The sequence below is a fragment of the Parapedobacter tibetensis genome, assembly GCF_024704835.1.
Taxonomy (GTDB): domain Bacteria; phylum Bacteroidota; class Bacteroidia; order Sphingobacteriales; family Sphingobacteriaceae; genus Parapedobacter; species Parapedobacter tibetensis.
Genome location: NZ_JAMXBE010000017.1, coordinates 55,486 through 76,151, shown reverse-complemented (window position 1 = coordinate 76,151; position 20,666 = coordinate 55,486). Strand labels below are relative to the sequence as shown.

The following is a 20,666-nucleotide window of genomic DNA, read 5'->3' as shown; positions in this document are numbered from 1 at the left end:
CGGGCCACTTTTTTAATGGTTTTTTGACGTTTATCGGATTTAAACGCTAACTTGTATCCGCTAATCAGGGGTGAGCATAATGCCCTCTCCAAGACCAAATTGTAAATCATCATGTCAAAGCCAGTCCTCCTTCTCCTTTCGATGATATACTCGGCTATCCTATATGCGCAGTCGGGGAAATTGTTTACCGTGGATTCGGATTTGTCGAGCAGTATGGTGTCCGATCTCCACCAGGATCGGAATGGTTATGTTTGGATTGCCACCGAGGATGGCCTGAATAGGTTCGATGGCATCAAATTTATGGTGTATAGGCATAACAAACACGACCCTAATTCGATGTTGAATGACATTGTTTGGGTGCTTTCGGAGGACAGGCATGGACGCATGTATGTGGGATATATCAATGGATTGCAGTATTACGATGCTGCGAGCGACTCATTTCATGAGATTCCATTGATTTACGAGAATGGCGACCGGGTCGGAGCCCATGTGATGGCTATCCTGCAGCGGAAAAACGGCCAGGTGCTCATCGGAACTTCAGGGCATGGGCTATTTGAACTGCATGATGGGAAGGATGGTCCATATGGCCTGAAAAGTGAAATACCGGTTCCGACGAACATGGTCGTAGCGCTTTTTGAAGATAAAGAAGAACGGCTTTGGGTGTCGACCGAAGACATGGGCCTGTTCAAACTAGGCGATAGAAAACCTGTATCTTATTTCGCGTCCAAACGCGTCCAGAACAATGTGATTTCGAGTATATGTGAAGACAAGTATGGAATCCTATTTGTTGGCAGTATGAACAGCGGGTTGCACCGCTACGATACCGCTACCGATTCATTCATCCATATCCCTTATCGTGGTCACGCAAACCTCCCGGTGGCCTATTTGCGTGTCAGCTCGACGAACCGGTTGTACATCGCTACGAACGGGAACGGGGTGAAATACTACGATGCGGGGAGTGACGAAGTTATGGATCTGGAATTGAACGTATCGGCGTTCAATTTTGCCACATCCAAAGCAAATTCAATCTTGGAAGACAACGCAGGCAACATTTGGATGGGTATTTTCCAAAGGGGTGTGTTCCTGCTTCCTCCGTATAAAAACAGTTTTGGATACATCGGCCATAAGTCGACGAGCAAGAACCTGATCGGTTCGAATTGTGTGATGTCAGTTTTTGAAGACAGCAAAGGGACGATTTGGGTGGGGACCGACAACGACGGATTGTATGCCGTAATGCCGGGAGGTGAGGCGAGCACACATTACAAATGCCGGAACGGCGGCTCGTCGGTGCCATCCACGGTCATGACGATTTTCGAAGATTCCCAAGGCGGCTTTTGGGTGGGATCCTACTTGGATGGACTGGCCAAATTTGATCGGAAAACAGGTAAAAGCACTTACGTGACGGGACTTGTTGACAAACGTGGCGACAACGTGCAACGCATCTTCAGCATCAAAGAAGATGAACAGCAGCGGTTGTGGATAGCCTCCATGGGTTCAGGTCTGTTCTGTCTTGACCCAAAGACGGACGAAATCAAGCATTTCGATGCCGTTGAAGGGATATGGGAGAATCCAATGGGCAACCACCTGCCCAACAGTTGGATCAACTGCCTCTTGCTGTCGAGAAATAACAAATTGTATGTCGGTACCTACGACGGATTGGCTTGCCTGGACCTGGAAACGGAGAGCTTCGTGACGCCGCTCGGCACCAACAAGTTGTTGGCGGGGCTGGTGGTCTATTCCTTGTATGATGATAATCAGGGAAACCTGTGGGTGGGTACATCCAAAGGATTGATGCACCTGGATGTAGCCACGAAACAAATCACGGCGTATGACGTAGATGATGGCTTGCCAAGCAACGTGATCTGCGCCATCGAGGGAGATAAACAAGGCAATGTTTGGGTGAGCACCAATCGTGGAATTGCGAAAATGGAAGTCGATGAAAAGCGTTTTTTGAATTTTTATTCGGGCGATGGGTTGCAAGGTAATGAGTTTACCCAACGGGTTTCGCTCACGGCGGGCGATGGCGATCTGTATTTCGGCGGCATAAATGGCATCACCCGTTTCAAACCCAGTGAGATCCGTGTACAGAACAAAAAGCTGACCGTACATATCGTCGATTTTTACATTCACGACAAGGCCGTGAAGAAAGGGACGAAATCCGGTAACCGTGCCATTGTCGATACGGCGGTGAACCATGCGAAGGAATTTCACCTGGCCTATCACGACAACTCGTTCAGCGTGGAGTTTTCGACGATGGACTTTTCCGATTCCGAACGTGTGGTGTTCCAGTATACCGTGAATGACAACGAATGGGTTGCACTGAGGCCGGGAAATAACCGGGTAACGTTCGATAAATTGGAAGCAGGCGTATATAAGCTGCGTATCCGGGCGCGGTCTAATGATACCTACTCCGATGTGAAAGAAGCCCGGATTGTTATCCATCCCGTATGGTTCCAATCGCCCCTGGCCAAATGGGGGTATGCGTTGGTGGCGCTGGGGCTCGCTTTCTTCATTGTCAAAACAATCAGGAATCGCCATCGTATCCGGCAGCAGATGCTGGCCCACCAGCAGGCTGAAGAGATGAATGAGGCGAAGCTGCAGTTTTTTATCCATATCGCGCACGAGATACGGACGCCTCTGACCCTCATCGTGAGTCCATTGAAAAAACTCATGGATCGGGAAAGTGAAAGTGAACCAAGGCATTTATACAACATCATGGACCGGAATGTGCAGCGGATCCTGGATTTGGTAAATCAGCTCATGGATATCAGGAAAATTGAAAAGGGGCTGATGAATTTGCAGTTTGAACGTGTGGAGATGACCCGGTTTACAGACGAGATATGTTCGTTGTTCGAAGAGCAAATCGCGGCAAAGCATATACATTTCGCCATAGACCACCGTGTCGAAAAGGTCTTTTCAAACATTGATCCCAGAAATTTTGACAAGGTACTGATCAACATCATGTCAAATGCTTGCAAATTTACACCTATCGGCGGATCGATTCACGTGGCATTGGATCTCGTCAATCAGGAACCTGAAAATACGGGCCAGCCATGTTTGATGATTTCGGTAGCTGACTCGGGGCCGCAAATTGCCGAAAAAGAGATGGACAGCATATTCGAGTGCTTTTACCAGTCGGAAAGAGGAAACCAGGGATTGGGAACAGGTATCGGCCTCTATTTAGCTAAACAGTTGGTTGCTTTGCACAACGGTACCATCCATGTGGAAAATCTCGAAGGCATTGGGTGCCGGTTTGTGTTGATGATACCGGGTGCTATTCACAGGCAATCTGGAGAAACCCACCAGTCCCCATCGATTATCCACGACCATGTCCGGACCCTGGCTGTGGACAACGAAACCGATGGTGTTGCGGCGAAGAAAGCGAAAAGGCTTGTTATCGTGGATGATGATACCGAAATCCGTAATTACCTGAAAAGTGAATTCGCCGCTGATTATGCGGTTGTTGCCTATGCGAATGGTGAGGATGCATACCGCGGTATTCTAAAAGAAGCCCCCGATCTGGTGGTCAGCGATGTGGTGATGCCCGGAATGGATGGGATGATGCTTTGCCGTAAATTGAAAAGCAGTCCACTGGTTAACCACGTGCCAGTTGTATTGCTGACCGCAAAAACTGAAGAAATGGATTGTATGGAAGGGTATGAATACGGAGCAGATGCCTATGTTACCAAACCGTTCAATATCAGTGTGCTGCAAAAGAATATTAAGAGTTTAATCCGGAATAGAGAGATTGTAAGGAATAACGAACGCGAACATCGATTGCAGGATGCGTTTATTTCCAAAATCAACCTGAAAAGTGCAGACGAAATATTGTTGGAGAAAGTACATCGGATCATCAATAATAATTTGAATAATCCACGGTTAAGCGTTGAAATGATTTCCGCCGAAATCGGTATCAGCAGGGTACATCTACACCGTAAACTGAAGGAATTGACCAGTTTGACCACTCGTGACCTGATCCGGGATATCCGGTTAAAGCAGGCCGCGGAGTTGATCAGCCAAAAGGGTTTAAATGTATCGGAGGTCGCCTTTGCCGTGGGATATGCCGATGTGGGCAGTTTTTCCGTGGCATTCAAACAATTCCATGGTGTGGCTCCTACGGATTACCAATAAAGGGTGCCGCTAAACAGGGTGTGATGGTCAGCGGTCCAGCAGGCCTACCATGGCTTGCGCCGGGGCCAGCCACGGGGATTTCGCCGTGATTTTCAATTCACCCGTAGCTCCAGCATGGGCACGGATAATGACCAGCGCAATCAATTGCAGGAAAAACCTGCATAGTCAACCATTTTGCCGGAGGAATAATAGAACATGAATTGATGGTTATTTCTGGTTAGAAAAATCATGCTATTCTTGCCCATACGGGTTTATTGTTATAACGTGTCCGTCATCGCCGTAATGCAATTCGGTCGCCTTAATATTGCGGAGGTGGGTTTTCCCGCCCGATATTTGGGTGTCATGGTAGAAGAGCCACCATGTTCCATTATGCGCTACGATAGAATGATGGGTAGTCCACCCAACGACCGGGGTCATGATGACCCCTTGATAGGTAAAAGGCCCATAAGGGTTGTCACCCGTTGCGTATACAAGTTGATGCGTATCGCCCGTGGAATAGGAAAAGTAATAAGTACCATTATATTTATGCACCCACGAGCCCTCGAAAAAACGCCTGTCGTGATCACCAGTGAGCAATGGCTGGCCATGTTCATCGAGAATGAGTATATCCTTTACTTCTTCGGCAAATTGGAGCATGTCATCAGTCAGGCGTGCCATCTTCGGGGTGAGCGCTGGGAGGCTATCTATACCAAGGTCGGAATTTGAACCGTTTGGATCATATTCGCCCGAAGCCCAACGTTGGAGTTGGCCACCCCAGATACCGCCGAAGTAGAGGTACGATGTGCCGTCCGTATCTGTAAAGACCGCGGGATCCATGCTGAAACTACCTTTGATGGGTTCGGATTCGGCGACAAAAGGCCCGTGAGGCTTGTCAGCTATGGCCACACCGATACGAAAGATGTCCTGCTTGTCTTTGGCTGGAAAATAGAAATAATATTTACCGTTTTTGTATGCAGCATCGGGTGCCCATAATTGCCGACCTGCCCATGGGATGTCTTCGAGCTTCAACGCCACGCCATGGTCTGTCACTTCAGCTCCTATGCTGTCTAGGGAAAATACGTGATAGTCGCGCATGTCGAAATGGTCGCCATTATCGTTTTCGGGTGTTCCGGCATCGATATCATGCGAAGGATAAATGTATAGTTTCCCGGCAAATACATGAGCTGACGGATCAGCAGTGTATATATGTGATACGAGCGGTTGAGAAATGGCTCCAGAAAATTGGGGATCGGTGTTAGCTGTTTCGGTTTGCCGGTTTTGACAACCTACCAATAGGGTATGGCTGATTAACAGCACGGTGCAGACGGGAGGATAGCAACTTTTTTTCATGATTAAAATAGGATTAAAACGGTTATAAAATGCCTAAGTTGGTTGTGCAACCGATTGCAAAACTATATAAAATTCCTTACTTTTGCTATTGACCAACTGACAAATTAACTAAATTAGTGTAAAAATGACGCAAATAATTTTGGCCATTAAGTATTTGCTAATGTATGGATTAGTGATAGGACTCGTGTGGCCTGCCTGCGCTGACGTGAAACTCCCTCAACTAATCAGTGATGGGATGGTGCTACAACGACAGGTGGATTTGAAAATCTGGGGATGGGCTGATCCGCAGGAATCCATTACACTGATGTTTGCCGGTAGTACCCATCATGCGATCGCCGATGCGGATGGAAAATGGAACTTACAACTTCCGGCTATGAATGCTGGAGGGCCCTATGACATGGAAATTGAGGGGAATAACCGGCTTGTTATCCATGATATCCTGGTTGGCGATGTCTGGTTCTGTTCCGGACAGTCGAATATGGTATTACCCATGGAACGTTTGAAAGAGCGGTACCCAAAGGATATAGCCGGGGCGGATTACCCGGCGATCCGTAATTTTTTTGTACCTACCGCCGCTGATATCCTTAACCCGCAGGAGGACTTACCTCTGGGAGAGTGGGCGACCGTCACGCCGGAGCGTGTCCTTTCAATGGGTGGCGTCACCTATTTTTTTGCTAGACAGCTTTTTGAAAAATACCGGGTGCCGATTGGCATCATTAACTCCAGTGTCGGTGGCACACCGGCACAGGCCTGGATTAGCGCGAATGGGCTGAAGCATTTTGAACCCTACGCTTCCCACATTGCACAGTTTGAGGACCCTGCGTATTATCAGTCGTCGATTGCACCCCGTGAAGCACAACCGGCCGCGGAAGCCTCGCAGCTTATGGGTAAAGGAACGTCAGGTACGGTAGCGTGGTTTGATCCGGATTTTAAGCCTGAGGGCTGGCGTCATTTTTGGATGCCGGGTTACTGGGACGATCAAGGGACGAGAAACCTGCATGGTGTACTATGGTTTAGGAAGGAGATTGATATCCCGGAAACCATGGCAGGTCGAGCCGCAAAACTATATCTCGGATGCATTGTGGATGCCGACGAGACCTATATCAATGGTGTCAAAGTCGGTGGTATAACCTATCGTTATCCTCCAAGACGTTACGAAGTGCCTGCTGGATTGCTTAAACCAGGCGAGAATGTCATCACTGTACGCGTTACCAACACCTCCAGCAAGGGAGGATTCGTCCCTGATAAGAATTATTCATTGACGGATGGCATGGATACGATTGATCTCCGTGGCGACTGGTTATATCAGGTGGGGATGGTTCAGCCTGTTCCCCGAAGCGACGTGAAGTCAACGCGGGATGTGCCACGGGTAAACCCACAAAACGAACCCACGGGACTATATAACACCATGGTAGCTCCGGCCGTGGATTATGCGATCAAAGGATTCCTTTGGTATCAAGGCGAAACCAATGCTAACCATCCAAGCGACTATGGCGAACTGATGACCGCATTGATAGCCGATTGGCGCGAGAAGTGGGGGTTGGGGGCGCTTCCATTCATTTATGCACAGCTTCCCAACTTCATGGAAGTAGATTTTTCTCCCCCCGAAGAGAGCCAATGGGCCGCGCTGCGGGAACAGCAACTACGGGCTTTGGCTGTGCACAATACCGCGATGGCTGTAACCATAGACCTCGGCGAGTGGAACGATATCCATCCGCTGAATAAACAGGATGTCGGTGAACGTATGGCCTTGGCCGCGGAAAAATTGGCTTACGGAAATTCTCAGCTCGTCCATTCCGGTCCCATCTATGAATCATCTAAAGTGAAAGACAATCACATTATCGTAACCTTCAGCCATATTGGAGGCGGCTTGGTAGCCGAAAATGGGGGTGAACTTTGCCATTTTGCTATCGCCAGTGCTGATAAACAGTTTGTCTGGGCAAATACCCGTATTGAAGGAAATAAGGTAGTGTTGTGGAATGACGATGTGCCTGCACCTCTGTATGTAAGATACGCGTGGGCCGACAATCCGGAGTGTGCAAACCTTTATAACAAGGAAGGCTTGCCGGCATCGCCTTTTCGGACGGATTGATGGCAAGGATACATATCACGTCAAACCATTAGCACGTGCCGTGATTTCAGCGATATCCAACACCTGCACCTCCTGTTCCTTTTCCTTGATCTTGATACCGTCGCGCAGCATGGTCATGCAAAAGGGACAGGCTGCTGCGATGACTTCGGGTTGGGTTTCCAAGGCTTCTTCGATGCGTTCGATGTTGACATCTTTCTTGCCTTTTTCTGGTTCCTTGAACATTTGGCCACCACCGGCACCACAACATAGGCCGTTGCTTCGGCAGCGTTTCATTTCCACCAATTGGGCATCGAGGCTTTCCAGAGCCTTACGCGGGGCTTCATAGACTCCATTGCCCCGGCCTAGGTAGCAGGGGTCGTGGTAGGTGATACGTCTTCCTTTAAAAGATTCTCCCCCTTCGGCCTTGAGTTTGCCCTCATCAATAAGTTGTTGGATAAGTTGCGTATGATGGATGACCTCATAATGCCCTCCTAAATCTGGGTATTCATTTTTGAGTGTGTTGAAACAGTGCGGGCATGCGGTAACGATATTTTTGATTTCGTACCCATCAAGGATTTGGATGTTCATCGTGGCTTGCATCTGAAACAAGAATTCATTGCCAGCGCGTTTTGCCGGGTCGCCGGTACAATTCTCTTCTGTTCCCAAGATGGCATACTTCAGTCCTACATGCTGTAATATTTTGCAGATATCACGAGTAATGCGCTGTGCACGTTCATCAAAACTACCGGCACAACCTACCCAAAATAAGATATCCGGTGCTTCTCCCTTGGCCGCCAATTCGGCCATCGTTGGTATCTCTAGCTTAGTCATTAGTCATTAGTACTTAGTTGATAATTAGCAATAAGCAGTTGGCCTCTGGTCCATTCAATTCATCCTTCCCGCCAGTTTGCCCTATCCGCCTGTGCATATTTCCAAGGGGCACCGTTATTTTCCATATTGCCAAACATCGCATTGAGGCTGGCAGCGGCTTGGGATTCTTCCATGACGGCATACCGCCTCAACTCCACAATGATTTCCAATGGATTGATATTTACAGGACAGGCCTCCACGCAGGCATTGCAGGTAGTGCATGCCCAGATTTCCTCCCTGGAAATGTAATGATCAAGCAAGGATTTGCCATCGTCTTGGAAGCCTTTATTCTTTCTTGTATTTTCTCCCATTTCCACCATTCGGTCGCGCGTATCCATCATGATTTTGCGGGGGGAAAGCAGTTTGCCCGTGATGTTGGCCGGGCACACGGCTGTACATCGACCACATTCGGTGCAGGTGTAAGCCTCCAACAGATTTTTCCAAGTAAGGTCTTGGATATCTTTTGCCCCAAAGCGCGATGGTGCATCCACCGCTTCTGGAGTATATGAAGGGTCAAGCATGGCTTTGACTTCATTAGTTACACTATCCATATTCCTGAAGTATCCTTGGGGCTTCAGGTTAGAAAAATAGGTATTTGGAAATGCCAATAGGATATGCAAATGCTTGGAATAGGGGAGGTAATTAAGGAAGACAAGTACTCCAATGATATGAAACCACCAGCTAAACCGCTCGATGTTGATGAGCGGTGTGATGCCATCGGGCAGTAAAGGAAGGAGCCATGAACTTACGGGGAATGCCCCAGCTTGCGTATAGTGCGATGCTCCCAATAGTTGCAATTTATGATCAGCTGCATTCATGGTAAGGAAAGCGGCCATAAGCAGGATTTCAGCGATGAGGATAAGGTTTGCATCGGTCCGCGGCCAAGGTGTCATCTCCGTGCCGAAGAAGCGCTTGATATGGACAATATTGCGCCTGGCTAGGAATATGACGCATCCTAACAGCACACTAAGCGCCAACCATTCAAAAGAGGCGATAAGGAAACCATAGAAGGCGCCCAAACCCGAAAATGCACGATGGGTACCAAAGAGGCCATCAATGACAATTTCGAGCATTTCGATGTTGATAATGCAAAACCCAAGGTAAACGAATAGATGCAGGAGTGCAGCGAAAGGCCGCTTGAACATCTTTTTTTGGCCAAAGGCTACCAGTAGCATCGCACGCCAACGCTTTGCAGGTTGGTTTGCACGCTGTTCATTTCTACCCAACCGGATATTGCGGATGATTTTCCGCGCATTGTATGAGGCAAATGCCACAGCAGCGAGCAACAGAATCCCAAAAATGACTTGGCTTACCATCATACATAAGGTTTACCACGAAATTACGGAATTAAAATTACTATGCAAGCATAATAATTTATTTAGATGGATTTTAAGGTTTGGTAGATTGAATGAAATAAATTTGACAAAAAAAAGCGGAGTGTTTGTTTATACACTCCGCTTTAAAGTTTTTTGAGCTGTTATTCAAGCTACTGGTTTGTAGGCGTGGCAGCTGGTGTAGTATTGGTGATGCCCAATTTGGTTTTTACATCCGCTGTAAGATCATCGCCACCTGCAAAATATGGGATTGAAGAATTTGCAACATCAAACACATACGCATATCCCTTTTCCTTTGCTAAGCTTTGTACGGCGGTATTCGCTTTCTGGAAAATAGGAGTGAAGAGTTCTTCCTCTTTTTTGCCCATTTCCTCTTGCGCCATCCGCTGGGACTCATTAATGCGGCGTTCTATTTCCTGTAGTTCGACAGTTAATGTTTGCAATTTGGTGTCAACCGAGTCCTTGTTGGCCTCGCTCCGGTTACGTTGCAAATCCTGCGCTACCGTCAGCTTTTTCTGGTATTCGGCACCCATCTGTTGTATCTCACCTTCTTTGGTCTTTGCCAGTGTTTCGTATTCAGACTGTGCTGTTTTAAATTCAGGCATGGCTTGGATGATGTCATTTGAATTGACATGGCCAATCTTCTGCTGCGCACTTACGAATTCGGTTGATAAAAACAGCACCGCAACCACCACTACACCTTTAAACAAATTTTTCATGCTATTCATTTTGATTTTTACTTGTTGTTGGAGCCTATTTTATTATACCCCTTCTTGTGATTGTTTATTATTGTGAATTATATGTATATTTTTTGTTTTCAAGAATTTGCAATGATACGAAATGAATTAGTTTTCCGCAAGTGCTGGATCGGGCTTATATCCTAACCGGCTAATCACATCGTTGCTTTTATCCAGTTTCGGATTGGCATAAAGAAACGTTACTTCACTGCCTTTGTCAAGTATAATGTCCAAACTTTGATCCGTGGCAATGGCTTGTATGGCCTGTGCCACGCGGTCTTGGATGGGTTGTACAAGTTTGATTCGCTCTTGGAAGAGGTCGCCTTCAAACCCGAATTTCTGACGCTGGAATTCTTTTGTCTCTCGTTCTTTATTCACGATTTCGTCTTCTCTTTTCCTACGCATCGCTTCACTAAGCAGTACCTGGTCTTCTTGGTACGACTGGTAAAATTTCTCAATTTCTGCAAAACGGTTGTCTACCTCTTCCTGCCATTGTACGGACAGGGCATCCAATTGCTTTTGTGCGGCGATGTATTCCGGTATATGTTTTAGGATATATTCGGTATCCACATAGGCAAACCGTTGAGCAAAGGTCGCTGATACTGCCATGGTGGACAGCGCTATGATGCCTATCAATTTTTTTATGTTCATAATCAAATTATATTATGGTAATGTTAGATTGCTACAAAAGTAATTCCATTTTTTTAAATGTAAGCCATATTAATTAAAATCCACCCATCTGTTGCATAATGCTGAAGGTGAAATTCTGCTTCCATTGACTGCTTGGTACACCCGGTATGGGATCAAACGCATGCCCGTAATCAATTCCCAGTAATCCAAAGATAGGGAGGAAGATCCGGGCACCTACACCTACTGAACGGCGAACCTTGAATGGATTGAAATCCCGGAAATTGTTCCACGTATTACCTCCTTCGGCAAAGGCCAATACGAATACGGTAGCTTGGTCATTTAACATCACCGGATGCCGCAATTCCAATTGGTATTTGTTGTAGATGGGACTTCCCGAATTGCGGGCAATATTGACATCGACACCTTCTGGGATAACAAAGCCATTGGCATATCCCCGCATGGCAATGATTTCCGAACCTTGCAGGAAGTCGAATCCCATCATGCCATCCCCTCCGAGTTTGAACCGTTCGAAAGCCGATTGCCCGGTGACGCTGCTATACGAACCCAAGAACCCAAATTGGGCCTGTGCTTTAAGTACGAGTTTGCCTGTAATACGGGTAAACCATTGGGAGTCAAACTTCCATTTGTGGTATTCCGTCCAGCGATACCGTTCATGGTCGGGAGCAGTAGGGTAGTTGATGTTGTTGAACAACGAGTAAGGAGGGGTAACCTGTATGGTAAACTTGATATGCGAACCCGACGTCGGATAAATCGGTGCATCCACCGAGTTACGACTGATTTCTTGCGTGAGATTGATGTTGTAAGATGTGCCGTTTTCAAAAAGGAATCCAGGGTAATTCTGCAACTTGTATTGCTGGGCGCCAACTGAATAATTGATCTGAAAATAGTTGTCGGGCCATTGTAGGCGTTTACCCAAACTTACGGTAACCCCGTTCATCCAGATTCGGTTTAGCTGGCTGTCACCAACGACTTGCCTACCTGTATACGGGTCGAAGCCACCGTAAGATGAAGATGATGTAAAAGCACTAACGCCAAAATAAATAGGTTTTTTGCCTCCCAACCAAGGCTCTGAAAACGAGAGACTATATGACTGATATCGTTTGCCACTAGTTTGCCCACGGATGCTCAGCTTCTGTCCGTCTCCGCGGGGCAGTGGTTTCCACGCTTTTTTGTCAAACAGGTTGCGGGTGGAGAAATTATTAAAAGTGAGCCCTAATGTACCGATTACCTGACCGGCACCAAAACCACCGGATAACTCTACTTGATCGGAGGGTTTTTCGGCCACATTGTATTCAATATCCACGGTTCCCTCGGAGTGGTTAAGATTAGTGGGTACCGGATTGGTTTTCTGTTCGTCAAAGTTACCCAACTGGGCGATTTCACGCGTACTTCGCATGAGTAGATCTTTGGAGAATTTCTGCCCTGGTTTGGTGTAGATAGACCGTAGCAACACGCGGTCATTGGTTACGTCATTGCCCTTAAGTATGATATTGTTGACGGTGAATTGAGCACCCTCATAAATGCGCAAATCCAGGTCTATTGTATCATTGTATATTTTCGTTTGTACGGGATCCACTGTGAAGGTAAGGTAACCATCATTAAGGTACAAGGAAGAGATATCATCGCTGTTCCTCGTGGGACCCATCAATTTGGTTATCAGTTTTTCCTCGCTAAATACTTCACCTTTTTCAATGCCCAAAATAACATTCAGGATAGAATCCGAAAATTTAGCATTCCCCTGCCAAGCGATGTTGCCGAAATAATATTTTGGCCCTTCATAAAGGTCGATATCTATGATAACATTCCGGTTGTTGTATTTATACACCGTATCTTTCAATATTTCTGCATCGCGATAACCACGGGCGTGCATTTTGGCGATCAGGTTTTCCTTGGCTTCCTTGTACTTTTCTTCCTTGAATTTGCCCGGACCGGTAATTCTCCACCATGTGCGTTGCTTCACGCCCTTGAAGAACTTGCGGAGTTGAGGTTGTGTAAACTCCTCATTGCCCGTAAAATTAATACGGTGGGCGCGTACTTTGCTATTGCGGTCTACATTGACCATCAAAATCTGATTATTCACTTGGGCGGAATCTTTGGTGGGCGCCATCGTGATCTCTGGATAGAGGTATCCTTTTTCGCTTAAAAAACGCGTAATGGTATTCCGGGTAGTGTTCATGAGATTCTGGTTCACGATTTTACCCGTATTTTCATTCAGCTGTTTGCGTACTTCTTCGGTTTGGCTTTTACTCAGCCCTTCAATGTCGATGCGGGTAAGCCGTGGCCGCTCTACTACATGGATGTTGAAGAAGATGGAATCTTCCCTCACCGCATCGGCATAGAGTTCCACATCGTCAAAAAGGCCTTGGTCCATCAAGTTTTTCACCACGTTGGACGTAGCATCGCTTGGCACCTCTATCCGTTGGCCGACCACCAATTTGGAGATGGTGATGATTACATCGTTGTCAAGATATTCCGTACCGCTCACAGAAACACTTCCTATGATGTAATTTTGGGGGTTGAGGTAGCTGAATTCATCTGAATCGCCTATAGGTCTACCGTTCTGCTGGGCCATTACAGCCTGTGCTGTAAATAGGGTAACAAGTGCAAAAAAAATTATCCGCTTCATCTAACTAATTTATCGCCGCTAAAGTACGTCAAACAGTTGTTAATTTTTGTTAAAAGGCATTATTTTTAAAAAATTGCTTCGACACAATCATGACCTGTACAGGGGTTAAGGAACCAATTGCTCGCTGGTGCGTCCGAAACGTCGCTCCCGTTTTTGATAGGCATAGACGGCCTCGAACAGGTCGTTTCTCCTGAATTCTGGCCACATTTTATCGGTGAAGTACAATTCGGAATAGGCCAATTGCCACAGCAGGTAGTTGCTGATGCGTTGTTCGCCACTGGTACGTATCAGCAATTCGGGATCTGGTATATCGGGCATGGTAAGGTGTTGCGCAAAAAGATTTTCATCGATATCACCTGGATTGATGAGGCCTAATTGGACCTGATTGGCCAATTGCCGCGCGGCTTCGGTGATTTCCCAACGTGCGCTGTAGCTCAATGCCAAGGTCAGTGTACTATTGGAATTGCCGGCAGTTTTATTCATGGCTTCATGGAGTTGTTTATGGCATTTGGGTGGCAATTGCTTCAAGTCGCCTATTGCATTGAGTTTTACGCCGTTGTCCATGAGGGTTTTAGTCTCCTTATTAATCGTGTTTACGAGTAGCTCCATCAGTGCAGATACCTCCAACTTCGGACGGTTCCAATTTTCCGTGGAGAACGCGTAAAGCGTGAGGTACTTGATGCCAATTTCAACTGCACCTTCCACAGTATCACGTACGGCCGCCACACCGTTTTTGTGGCCAAACACCCGCAGCTTACCCCGTTCTTTTGCCCAGCGGCCATTGCCATCCATAATGATGGCTACATGTTGGGGTAGGCGCGACTTATCTATCGTATCCTTGATATTCATTGCAATTTTTGTGCAAAGTTAATAGAAAAATTTTATCGCCATTCTGGGCATCCTCCTTTGAAGATCGTATACGACACCGTGAGGCCGGCAACCATGTAGGAATCGTAAGGACGTCCATCACCACGTTGGGTGTTGGGGGTGGCCATATTTGTCGGCGAAGGATCTGCTAAATAGATACGGAGATTATTGTATTTATTGGCGTAATTGAAGTCAGGGTAAAAACCGCTCACATCATCCAGGTAATCCGTCAATGCCAATCGATACCCTATTTCTACACCTATGGACCAAGGGCCTCGCAAGTTGTATTTGAATCCTGCACCAAACGGGATGCTTATCGAACGATTACTATATGCTTTATCTTCTGTTTGATATTCCCGGAGTTTCACTACATTGGTGTTGAAATCATACCATTTCGGCTCAAATAGCGTTCCGCCAACCCCGGCGAAGATGTAGGGGGTATATACGATGCGGCCCCGTTGTGGTAACCACTTGAAGAAATTGAAGTCTACAAGTAATGATGCCTCCATCACATTTCCGAAGAAATTTAGGTTACGCTCTTGTCGTTGTACTACCCGCGAGTCGATATCATAAGCGAAGATATTCGCATATGCAAAATTTCCCCTTATGCCCCAAGTGTGATTGAGGTTATATTTGACAAAGGCAGCAGCGGACCAATCATTATAAGCCAGCGGATTTTCGGGATTGAGGTCGCCCATGTATCCGGAAACACCGGCTAGGGCCCCGAATTCCCATTCCTGTGCATTGACACGTGAGGCTGTGAGGCCGAGAGCGATAAGCAACATGACGATTCCCTTATGCACAGTGATGACGGTTTTACTGAAAGGGGGTAAAGATAGAATATTTTTTGCTTACTCGCTGTTTGCTTATTCGCTGTTTGCTGATTTGCCTATTCGCCTAATCGCGAATTTGCATTTTACTGTTGCGCAATGGGAATAAACGAACAGCGAATTAGCAAATAACTTAATAATTGCGGGCATCGAGCCCCCAAAGTAACTTGTTGCGTAGGTTGGAGAAATAACTGTAATTTTTAAGCCGGATAAGGTTCACCTGGAAATGAGCCCTGGTAATCTTAAGCCTTACATCCGTGGAAATGGCAGCTGTCTTGGAATCGCATGAAAGCAGGAATTTACCGCTACGGCTTTCGATTTCCAAATCCAGTTCCATATCGTCCGAAATAACTACGGGCCTTACATTGAGGTTATGTGGGGATATGGGGGTGATGACGAAGTTTCCACTCCCAGGCATGATGATGGGGCCCCCACAACTCAGTGAATAAGCCGTGGATCCAGTAGGAGTGGCCGCAATGATACCATCCGCCCAATAGGCATTCAAGGACTCGCCATCGAGGTAGGCTTTTACCGTAATCATTGCCGAGCTGTCATACTTGAAAAGCGTGATGTCGTTGAGTGCGAAATGGTTGCCGTCGAACAGCGCAGTTTGATCGGATTGTACCGCCAAGAGTGTCCGTTTTTGAATATTGTATTCGCCATGCAGAATGGCATCTATGGAGGTTTCGATTTCGTCTTTGTTGATGCTGGCCAAGAAGCCAAGCCTACCAAAGTTAATGCCTGCCACAGGTATCCCTGAATCGCCCACAATGGCTACCGCGGCCAGCATGGTGCCATCACCCCCAAGACTTAGCATAAAACCGATGTCGTCAGGCAATTGATGGTGAATGGAGTAGGTGTTTAGTTTTTGTGGACATTCAACCTGTTGTTCCAAAAATTGGTGGAAATCTTCATAAATCCATAGTTCCGTATCTTTTGCAACCAATGAATCAAATAAATGTTGTACATAGGGTATGACCGATGGATGGAATTCCCTGCCGTAAATCGCTACCTTCATATATAACTACATATTGATATAATTCATCAGCTGCTCATAGCGGTCGCGGGAGTTGTCGTGACTATTTTCATCGTTGTAAGTAGCTTTGATCGTGTAATCATGTCTAAGAAAAGCGGCAACAATGGATGAGATGTCTGATTTATTGATTTTTATAGTGACCTCTAACCGAGAAGAATCCGAAGAGGCCTGCACATAAGAGTTTAGTATCTGGGCATTATCCGATTCAACGATATGCGCGATATGCGATAATGCATTATCATTATGTCCCATTTCCAGCACAACGATTCCGCCGGGTTGGTGGATGGACATGGTTTGGCTCAACGCAATAATCAAATCAAGCGGGGTAACTGCGCCTAGGTAACTATGTTCGTCATCCAATACGGGTAGGATATCTACTTGATGGATTTGGAAAAATAGAATGGCGTCATAAATGTGTTGGGTATCATAAACATGGACCTGCTGATAGGTTACGTCGGCCTGTTCGATGCTGTCATCCACATTTGCGTGTTCGGCCAGCGTTTCATAGGATAGGAGCCCAAGAAAAAGGTCATCCTTTATCACGGGCAATTGGGCCAACTGGAAATCGGCCATTTTGTCCAATGTGTATCGGACGCTATCTGTAGGAATTATCGCATAATCGCGATCTGCTATGACTTGGCCTATGTTCATGATTTTCTGTCGACCTCCTTAATAGATTAAACAATCAAAACGGTCAATCGTTTAATTAGCGCTTTCAAATTAATAGACAGGCATTAATTAAGCTTGCCCAAAATTACTGGCTTTTGGTGACATGAACGATTATTTTGGTTTTTTTTCTTTTGTCCATGGTTTTTTTTTCGGTAATCAAACAAAACGATGACAAATCCAATGTATCACGATATGCGATTGCTTCGCAGTTCGGCCCCCTCAACCTTATGCTGTACGGCCCTAATATGATATAAGAAGTGTTATACGACAATGTGAATGCACCCTTGTGTTTTTAATCCATAACAATAAGCGAAGTTTTACTACTTTTGGCTGCTAATCATTATGGATATACAAATGGGCGCTCGTAGAAGGGGGCAATTAAACTTCTAAGGGTTATTTTGGAAAACAAAGATAAATATATTGTAGTTAGGGATATCATCCGGCGGAAGAATCCACGACTGCTCCGATGGATACCTCGATTTATTTTGCGTTATATCGAGCGGGTTGTACACGAAGACGATATCAACGAGATAATGGCCAAAATGGGGCATCTCCATGGCTTGACGTTTGTAGATGCCTTGATTGAGGACTTGGGGGTGATTGTTGAATTAGAAGGAGCGGAAAATATCCCTAGTGAGGGGGGAATGATTTTCGCCTCAAACCACCCGTTGGGCGGACTAGACGGTATTGCCTTCATGCATGCTTTGGGTAAATACCGGCAGGATATCAAATTTCTCGTCAATGACATCCTATTGAATATTAAAAACCTCGAACCCCTATTCGTAGGGATTAACAAGCATGGGACACAGGGCCGGAAGGGGATGGAACAGATTGAAGAAGCTTATGCTCAAGATCATGCCTTGTTGGTTTTTCCTGCGGGCTTAGTTTCCCGCAAACGGAATGGGAAAATCGAAGATTTAGCGTGGAAAAAAAGCTTTATCAGCAAAGCGAAGAAGTACCAGAAAGATATTGTTCCTGTTTATATCGATGGAAAAAATTCGAGCTTTTTTTATAATTTTGCTCGTTTCAGGGAATTTCTTGGCATAAAAGCCAATATCGAAATGTTTTATCTTGCGGATGAAATGTTTGCACAGAAAAACAAAAATGTGACAGTATGTATAGGAAAACCAATTTCTTATACCTATTTTGACGGCTCCAAAAGTGAAAAGGAGTGGGCTGAGGAGATGAAAAAAACGGTTTACAACTTGGCTCCTGAAAACTAGACTATATGCAAGAAATAATAGCACCTGTTGATAAAAATTTCATAAAAAAGGAGCTTACTCAAGAGGCGTTTGTACGCTATACTAATAATGGGAACAACGAGATTTACCTTGTAAACCATTATAATGCGCCTTATACAGTGAAGGAGATTGGGAGATTGAGGGAGCTTACATTCAGGGCAGCAGGGGGGGGGACAGGCCTCACATATGACCTAGATGATAACGATACCGGTGCTGACGCCTATGATCAACTGATTGCTTGGAATCCTGAGGATGAAGAGATTATCGCTGGATATCGACTCATCAAATGCAAGGATGTAGGGGTAAACAGCCATGGTGAAATCAATCTATCGACCTCCCATTATTTCCATTTTTCAGAGAAATTCATACAGGAATATTTGCCCTTCACGATTGAACTGGGTCGATCTTTTGTGCAGCCAAAATATCAACCCGCTAAGGATAACCGTAGGGGATTATTTTCACTTGATAACCTATGGGATGGGCTGGGAGCCGTCGTGAAGCTCAATCCGGATGTTAAGTATTTGTTTGGTAAGGTGACAATGTATCCTCACTATAATAAAGAAGCCAGGGACTTACTGCTTTATTTCATGAACCATTATTTTCCGGATGAAGATCAGCTGGTATGGCCTATCAGGCCTTTGGGTTACCACGGGAATGCAACTACATTCAGCGGCATTTTTGACGGGCTGGAATATAAAGAAGGTTACAAAATCCTCAATGGGAGAATACGGTTATTAGGTGAGAATATCCCTCCGTTAATCAATACCTATATGAACCTCTCTTCCACAATGAAAACGTTTGGCACGGCCATAAACGATGAATTTGGTACGGTCGAGGAGACAGGTATCTTGATCGTCATCGATGATATCTTTGAAAGCAAAAAAGAACGCCATATTTCCACGTATGAGCGAGATAAGGACATGAGAAGTCGGAAGGTGATCTGATGTTGGCCGACTAATATTGCTGAAAGTTGATAACCGCTTAGCCCTATGCCAACAAAGCTCTGGCTATTTCGGAGATGGTTTTTCCATTGGCTTGTCCAGCAAGTTTTTGATTTGCCAATCCCATAATTTTACCCATATCCTTAATGCCTGAAGCACCGGTATCGGCTATTAGCTGCTTAACGATGCTTTCTATTTCTTCCCTGCCCAATTGTTTCGGCATATAACCCTCAATCACTTCCAGCTCCTCGATTTCGATTCGGTATAAATCATCACGGTTTTGTTGCTTATAGATGTCTGCCGATTCTTTACGCTGTTTTGCCAATTTCTGCAAGACCTTGATCTCCGTTTCTTCGGTAAGCGCTTCGGCATGGCCTTTTTCTGTTTTGGCCAGTAATATTGCGGCCTTGATGGCGCGTAGGCCACGAAGCCGGGTATTGTCCTTAGCCAGCATTGCCGATTTGATGTCTTGGTCTATTTTTTCCTGTAAAGCCATTTTGATTATTTTAAAAATCAAAGGTAGAAATTATGTGCGGTAATCTGAATTATCCTTCTTCATTCCTCATAACCATGGTGGCAGTGGCCTGTGCTGTAGGCATGATGATTATATCGCTAATATTGACGTGTTTCGGTCGGGAGGCTATGAACCGAACGGTTTCCGCGATATCCTCCGCTACTAAGGGCTCCATATTGTGGTACACCGCTGAAGCCCGTTCTTTGTTGCCCTTGAACCGTACTTCCGAAAACTCGGTTTCAACCATTCCAGGATGGATGGAGGTGACCCGAATGCCTTTATCCAACAAATCGATGCGCATAGCCTTGGTGAGCGCATCTACGGCATGTTTAGTGGCACAGTAGACATTGCCATTCGGATATACTTCCTTGCCGGCAATGGATCCAATGTTGATGATGTGCCCACTTTGGCGTGCCGCCATCAAAGGCGCTACGGTACGGGTGACATAAAGTAAGCCCTTGATATTGGTGTCTATCATGCGGTCCCAATCACCGATGTCGCCCTCATGAATAGGATCGAGTCCTTGGCTCAGACCGGCATTGTTGACCAGTACATCTACCTGCTTCCATTCTTCGGGCAGGTTGCCAAAAGTAAAAGACACTTCCTCCGCATTGCGGACGTCGAGGGGCAGAAGCTTGATGTCAGTGCCATGAGAAGCGGTAAGGTTTTTGGATAGCACTTCCAAACGATCGACACGTCTTGCTGCGAGCAGCAGGTTATATCCTTCCTGTGCAAAAATCGTTGCGCAGGCCGCCCCAATACCTGCGCTTGCTCCTGTGATGAATGCTATTTTGTTAGACATGAGATATTAGAAAAGAG

General features: G+C 46.0%; 16 protein-coding genes. 4 read left to right on the top strand and 12 right to left on the bottom strand.

Features of this window, described 5'->3' with window-relative positions; translation table 11 throughout:
* The first annotated feature begins 111 nt into the window (after window positions 1–111).
* Entirely contained in the window at window positions 112–4,131 is a 4,020-nt protein-coding gene (locus tag NF543_RS21495; protein ID WP_257670259.1) for a two-component regulator propeller domain-containing protein, read from the top strand.
* A gap of 231 nt (window positions 4,132–4,362) precedes the next feature.
* On the opposite strand, the gene NF543_RS21490 is transcribed toward NF543_RS21495, so the two are convergent.
* Window positions 4,363–5,460, bottom strand: a complete 1,098-nt coding sequence (locus NF543_RS21490; protein ID WP_257670258.1) for a glycoside hydrolase family 43 protein — start codon at window positions 5,458–5,460, stop codon at window positions 4,363–4,365.
* A 124-nt stretch (window positions 5,461–5,584) separates the two neighbouring features.
* Here NF543_RS21490 and NF543_RS21485 point away from each other — a divergent pair, with 124 nt between their 5' ends.
* Window positions 5,585–7,552 (top strand): sialate O-acetylesterase, encoded by a 1,968-nt coding sequence (locus tag NF543_RS21485; RefSeq protein WP_257670257.1) that lies wholly within the window; start codon window positions 5,585–5,587, stop codon window positions 7,550–7,552.
* Between the two features lie 15 nt (window positions 7,553–7,567).
* On the opposite strand, the gene NF543_RS21480 is transcribed toward NF543_RS21485, so the two are convergent.
* The 9 genes from NF543_RS21480 to NF543_RS21440 form a co-directional block, all read right to left on the bottom strand.
* Entirely contained in the window at window positions 7,568–8,362 is a 795-nt protein-coding gene (locus tag NF543_RS21480; RefSeq protein WP_257670256.1) for a (Fe-S)-binding protein, read from the bottom strand.
* 59 nt (window positions 8,363–8,421) lie between these two features.
* The gene (locus NF543_RS21475) at window positions 8,422–9,717 is read right to left on the bottom strand and encodes a 4Fe-4S dicluster domain-containing protein (RefSeq protein ID WP_257670294.1); all 1,296 of its coding nucleotides are present in this window, start codon (window positions 9,715–9,717) and stop codon (window positions 8,422–8,424) included.
* A 170-nt stretch (window positions 9,718–9,887) separates the two neighbouring features.
* The gene (locus tag NF543_RS21470; RefSeq protein WP_257670255.1) at window positions 9,888–10,454 is read right to left on the bottom strand and encodes an OmpH/Skp family outer membrane protein; all 567 of its coding nucleotides are present in this window, start codon (window positions 10,452–10,454) and stop codon (window positions 9,888–9,890) included.
* A gap of 126 nt (window positions 10,455–10,580) precedes the next feature.
* Entirely contained in the window at window positions 10,581–11,117 is a 537-nt protein-coding gene (locus tag NF543_RS21465; RefSeq protein ID WP_257670293.1) for an OmpH/Skp family outer membrane protein, read from the bottom strand.
* Between the two features lie 79 nt (window positions 11,118–11,196).
* The gene (gene bamA, locus NF543_RS21460; RefSeq protein WP_257670254.1) at window positions 11,197–13,749 is read right to left on the bottom strand and encodes an outer membrane protein assembly factor BamA; all 2,553 of its coding nucleotides are present in this window, start codon (window positions 13,747–13,749) and stop codon (window positions 11,197–11,199) included.
* Window positions 13,750–13,854: 105 nt separating this feature from the next.
* Window positions 13,855–14,598, bottom strand: coding sequence for an undecaprenyl pyrophosphate synthase (gene uppS / locus NF543_RS21455; RefSeq protein WP_257670253.1), 744 nt, complete (start codon window positions 14,596–14,598; stop codon window positions 13,855–13,857).
* A 32-nt stretch (window positions 14,599–14,630) separates the two neighbouring features.
* Window positions 14,631–15,419: a type IX secretion system protein PorG gene (porG, locus tag NF543_RS21450; RefSeq protein WP_257670252.1), complete on the bottom strand. Its 789-nt coding sequence runs from the start codon at window positions 15,417–15,419 to the stop codon at window positions 14,631–14,633.
* Window positions 15,420–15,579: 160 nt separating this feature from the next.
* A complete protein-coding gene (locus NF543_RS21445) occupies window positions 15,580–16,464 on the bottom strand; it encodes an NAD kinase (protein WP_257670251.1) in 885 nt (294 codons plus the stop codon).
* Window positions 16,465–16,470: 6 nt separating this feature from the next.
* Window positions 16,471–17,133, bottom strand: coding sequence for a CBS domain-containing protein (locus NF543_RS21440; protein ID WP_257670250.1), 663 nt, complete (start codon window positions 17,131–17,133; stop codon window positions 16,471–16,473).
* A 416-nt stretch (window positions 17,134–17,549) separates the two neighbouring features.
* Here NF543_RS21440 and glsA point away from each other — a divergent pair, with 416 nt between their 5' ends.
* Both glsA and glsB read left to right on the top strand, forming a co-directional pair.
* Window positions 17,550–18,374, top strand: a complete 825-nt coding sequence (gene glsA / locus NF543_RS21435; RefSeq protein ID WP_257670249.1) for a lyso-glycine lipid O-acyltransferase GlsA — start codon at window positions 17,550–17,552, stop codon at window positions 18,372–18,374.
* Window positions 18,375–18,379: 5 nt separating this feature from the next.
* Window positions 18,380–19,336, top strand: a complete 957-nt coding sequence (gene glsB / locus NF543_RS21430) for a glycine N(alpha)-acyltransferase GlsB (protein ID WP_257670248.1) — start codon at window positions 18,380–18,382, stop codon at window positions 19,334–19,336.
* Between the two features lie 43 nt (window positions 19,337–19,379).
* Here the strand turns inward: glsB and NF543_RS21425 are convergent, their stop codons facing one another.
* Window positions 19,380–19,829 carry a GatB/YqeY domain-containing protein gene (locus tag NF543_RS21425; protein ID WP_257670247.1) on the bottom strand — a complete coding sequence of 150 codons (450 nt, stop codon included), beginning with the start codon at window positions 19,827–19,829 and terminating at the stop codon, window positions 19,380–19,382.
* 49 nt (window positions 19,830–19,878) lie between these two features.
* On the bottom strand, window positions 19,879–20,649 hold the full coding sequence (locus NF543_RS21420; protein ID WP_257670246.1) for an SDR family oxidoreductase: 771 nt from the start codon (window positions 20,647–20,649) through the stop codon (window positions 19,879–19,881).
* Window positions 20,650–20,666 lie beyond the last annotated feature (17 nt).

What these genes read in the sequence shown, in the direction of transcription:
- NF543_RS21485 (WP_257670257.1), top strand. Translation starts at nt 5,585, where the DNA reads ATGACGCAAATAATTTTGGCCATTAAGTATTTGCTAATGTATGGATTA.
- NF543_RS21490 (WP_257670258.1), bottom strand. Translation starts at nt 5,460, where the DNA reads ATGAAAAAAAGTTGCTATCCTCCCGTCTGCACCGTGCTGTTAATCAGC.
- NF543_RS21445 (WP_257670251.1), bottom strand. Translation starts at nt 16,464, where the DNA reads ATGAAGGTAGCGATTTACGGCAGGGAATTCCATCCATCGGTCATACCC.
- bamA (WP_257670254.1), bottom strand. Translation starts at nt 13,749, where the DNA reads ATGAAGCGGATAATTTTTTTTGCACTTGTTACCCTATTTACAGCACAG.
- uppS (WP_257670253.1), bottom strand. Translation starts at nt 14,598, where the DNA reads ATGAATATCAAGGATACGATAGATAAGTCGCGCCTACCCCAACATGTA.
- NF543_RS21420 (WP_257670246.1), bottom strand. Translation starts at nt 20,649, where the DNA reads ATGTCTAACAAAATAGCATTCATCACAGGAGCAAGCGCAGGTATTGGG.
- NF543_RS21425 (WP_257670247.1), bottom strand. Translation starts at nt 19,829, where the DNA reads ATGGCTTTACAGGAAAAAATAGACCAAGACATCAAATCGGCAATGCTG.
- NF543_RS21480 (WP_257670256.1), bottom strand. Translation starts at nt 8,362, where the DNA reads ATGACTAAGCTAGAGATACCAACGATGGCCGAATTGGCGGCCAAGGGA.
- NF543_RS21440 (WP_257670250.1), bottom strand. Translation starts at nt 17,133, where the DNA reads ATGAACATAGGCCAAGTCATAGCAGATCGCGATTATGCGATAATTCCT.
- NF543_RS21475 (WP_257670294.1), bottom strand. Translation starts at nt 9,717, where the DNA reads ATGGTAAGCCAAGTCATTTTTGGGATTCTGTTGCTCGCTGCTGTGGCA.
- glsB (WP_257670248.1), top strand. Translation starts at nt 18,380, where the DNA reads ATGCAAGAAATAATAGCACCTGTTGATAAAAATTTCATAAAAAAGGAG.
- NF543_RS21470 (WP_257670255.1), bottom strand. Translation starts at nt 10,454, where the DNA reads ATGAAAAATTTGTTTAAAGGTGTAGTGGTGGTTGCGGTGCTGTTTTTA.
- NF543_RS21495 (WP_257670259.1), top strand. Translation starts at nt 112, where the DNA reads ATGTCAAAGCCAGTCCTCCTTCTCCTTTCGATGATATACTCGGCTATC.